This window comes from Vibrio sp. 10N.222.48.A3, from assembly GCF_041475345.1.
Classification (GTDB): Bacteria; Pseudomonadota; Gammaproteobacteria; order Enterobacterales; family Vibrionaceae; genus Vibrio; species Vibrio tasmaniensis_A.
Genome location: NZ_JBFRVX010001161.1, coordinates 1 through 3,194 on the forward strand (window position 1 = coordinate 1; position 3,194 = coordinate 3,194).

At 43.6% G+C, this 3,194-nt stretch carries 2 protein-coding genes and 1 pseudogene; 1 reads left to right on the forward strand and 2 read right to left on the reverse strand.

The features are described 5' to 3' along the window. Together AB4653_RS24645 and AB4653_RS24650 are read right to left on the reverse strand one after the other, a co-directional pair. Positions 1-365 (reverse strand): annotated as a pseudogene (locus AB4653_RS24645) (lipase chaperone); the annotation flags it as partial. A gap of 39 nt (positions 366-404) precedes the next feature. After that, on the reverse strand, positions 405-1,346 hold the full coding sequence (locus AB4653_RS24650) for a triacylglycerol lipase (protein WP_050395118.1): 942 nt from the start codon (positions 1,344-1,346) through the stop codon (positions 405-407). A 515-nt stretch (positions 1,347-1,861) separates the two neighbouring features. Here AB4653_RS24650 and AB4653_RS24655 point away from each other — a divergent pair. Then, complete coding sequence (locus AB4653_RS24655; RefSeq protein WP_009845827.1) at positions 1,862-3,109, forward strand: SGNH/GDSL hydrolase family protein; 1,248 nt, start codon at positions 1,862-1,864, stop codon at positions 3,107-3,109. Positions 3,110-3,194: the final 85 nt, after the last annotated feature.

Below are 3,194 nucleotides of genomic sequence, written 5' to 3' on the forward strand. Positions count from 1 at the left end.
TCTGCGGATATTGAGTTGGTATCAAATTGGACATCTAATGATGTCAGTGCCGACTTGTACTCAAGATAATTGGCAAACAGTGCCTCATCAACGATCGCGACCTGTGATTGCTCATGATGTTTTGCCACGTTGTCACGAATATCTTCGAGGGTTAATTCTGTATTGCCTGACACGAAATATTCCATCATGTCTTTGGCTGATGCGTTATCGATTTCAGTATCTTGTTGAGAAGCGACCTTCAATAAAAAAGCGCTTTGTTTGCCGTCACGGTGTGAATTTGGGTCTTCCTTTTGTAAATACAAAAAGACCGCCGCTGTGCTCATCAGGGCTATCGTGGTTATCGACAAAATGGCGGTCTTTTTCATCATACTTTCCTTGTTCTCTTTATGAATGGGCAGTGCAACCTAAAGGCCAGCCAACTTCAATCGATTGGCATGCTGACGATATAAGGTCACTGGATCGGTCTCAAAAAGATGGTGGATACCCAATAGTCCATTGATCTCGTCTAGGTGATTCATTTTGTAATCATCACCAATCACTTTGCCCAAATGCGCGCTACATGCTCCCACTAACCCGTCATTAGGTTCATTAAAAGCTAAACCAAGGATTGTCATCGCTCCGTCGGTAGGATCAAGAAGGTTGGTAAAAGTGGAAGAGCCTGTCCATGAATAGTAATAGACACCGTTGTTTGCTTGCCATTCACCATCACCACACTCAGACGTTGGCACGCCTTCAGGGTAAAACTGATTGAATGCAAGCGAACCTTTAGTGGTCAACGCTTCAAGAGACGCAAGGCCATCTTGGTCAAGATCCGTTCCACCAGATAACAGGTTGATCAGCGCCGTCAATCCACCAGCCAATTTAACCGCGATACCTTCTGAAACTGACCCTTCAGATACCGTCCCGCGAACAAGGTCTGCCACTTTAGATCCTTTATGAACACCACCAATACTTGTCACTGAGGCTACCAGATCAGGACGAACTGATGCCACATAGCGCGCTGTTGGTCCGCCGTGGCTGTGACCGACAAGGTTCACCTTACTCGCCCCTGTCGCGGCTAACAGCGTCTCAACTTGAGCGAGTAACTGTTCACCACGAACTTCGGAACTGTTGGTAGCAGAAACCTGAGCAACGTATACGCTCGCACCATCTTTAGTTAGAGACTCCGGTACGCCATAGAAGTAATCCACGCCTGCTAATGTATCGAAACCAAACAAGCCGTGCACCAGCATAATAGGGTATTTCGTTGCAGTGTATCCGCTGGTTTCTAATGCTGATGCGCTTGTTCCGGCATAGACGCCAAAACTGGATAGGCACGCTATCGTCCAAATTAATATCTTTTTCAATGCTCTTTCCTTAAACAGATTAGACCTCTGACGAGTAAAGAAACCGTAGATGATGATTTTATAAAACAAAAAGTGAAAACTTGATATTTGTGATATTGAACTTGAATTAAACAATTGTGATGAACATTAGAATTGCAACTTCGCTTGACATTACCAACGGGTAAGCTATTGATTAAATTATAATTTACCTCACACCCTTCTGATCACGTTTTCATTTAAGCATTCAATAGACAAATCATCCCGTGCCGGTCAATGACGACGTGTTGCCTGCGATAGTTCGTTAAAATCAAATGTTAGATATTAGCCATTTCACTTCGAAACCATTGTTTTTCAATCAAAAAGTGGTTGAAACTTTGACACTGATGCCAGTTATAAGCCGCTAACAAACTGAATGTATTGACGAGAGCTATTGATCTTGGATATAGGTCATACCAGTTATTTGCAATTTAGTTATTAAAACAGTCACAAGCAACAACGTTTTGTTTGGCTCACTAAATATAAAAGAGAATACAGTGATGAAAAATACGGCTTTTATACTCGCGTTAACCCTGCCTTTTGGCGCTTATGCTGCTGAAGATTCAATACCGACACCTGAATCCATTACATCCGCACAAGTATTTAGTACACAAGGTTCAGAAACCTATTCTTATGTTCGATGCTGGTATCGAACCGATGCCTCACATGACTCTCCAGCTACCGACTGGAAATGGGCAAAAAAGGAAAATGGTGATTACTACACGATCAATGGATACTGGTGGTCTTCTGTATCCTTCAAGAACATGTTCTACAGTGACGCTCCTCAATCTGAAATCAAGCAGCGTTGTGAACAGACGCTCGACATCCAACATGACGCCGCAGACATCACTTACTTTGCAGCAGACAATCGCTTCTCTTATAACCACTCGATTTGGACAAATGACAACGTTGTCCAAGCGAACACCATCAACCGTATCGTCACCTTCGGTGATAGTCTTTCTGACACCGGTAACCTATTTAACGGTTCTCAATGGGTTTTCCCGAACGCAAACTCATGGTTTTTAGGGCACTTTTCAAACGGTTTAGTCTGGACAGAGTATTTAGCCAAGGCGAAAGATGTGCCTCTTTATAACTGGGCAGTAGGTGGGGCTGCTGGCACCAATCAATACGTCGCATTAACCGGAGTATATGACCAAGTCACCTCTTACTTAACCTATATGAAAGTCGCCAAAAACTACCGCCCAGAAAACTCGTTGTTTACTTTAGAGTTTGGCCTTAATGACTTTATGAACTACAACCGCGAAGTGGCCGATGTAAAGGCCGATTTCAGCAGCGCTTTGATCCGCTTAACGGAATCTGGTGCAAACAATATCCTGCTGTTCACCTTGCCCGATGCAACCAAAGCACCTCAATTCAAATACTCAACTGAACAAGAGATTGTTAAAGTTCGTGGCAAGATTTTAGAGTTCAACCAATTCATCAAGACGCAGGCCGAGTATTACCAAAGTATGGGTAAAAACGTGGTGTTGTTTGATGCGAGTGCGTTGTTCGCCAGCATTACCGATAATCCAGAGCAACATGGCTTTCGAAACGCGAGTGATGCTTGCCTTAATATCAATAGAAGCTCAGCAGCCGACTACCTAAAAAGTCACAGCTTAACCAATGATTGCGCAGCGTACGGATCAGACAGTTATGTCTTCTGGGGGGTGACACACCCAACCACCGCCACTCACAAATACATTGCCGACCATATTTTGGCGTATTCATTCTCAACCTTTGATTTCTAATGCTTTTCGAATGACTCTGTAACCTGAGACAACACCTTTCAGGAGCAGAAACCAGATACAAAAAAACCGCCCTTCATAGTAATGC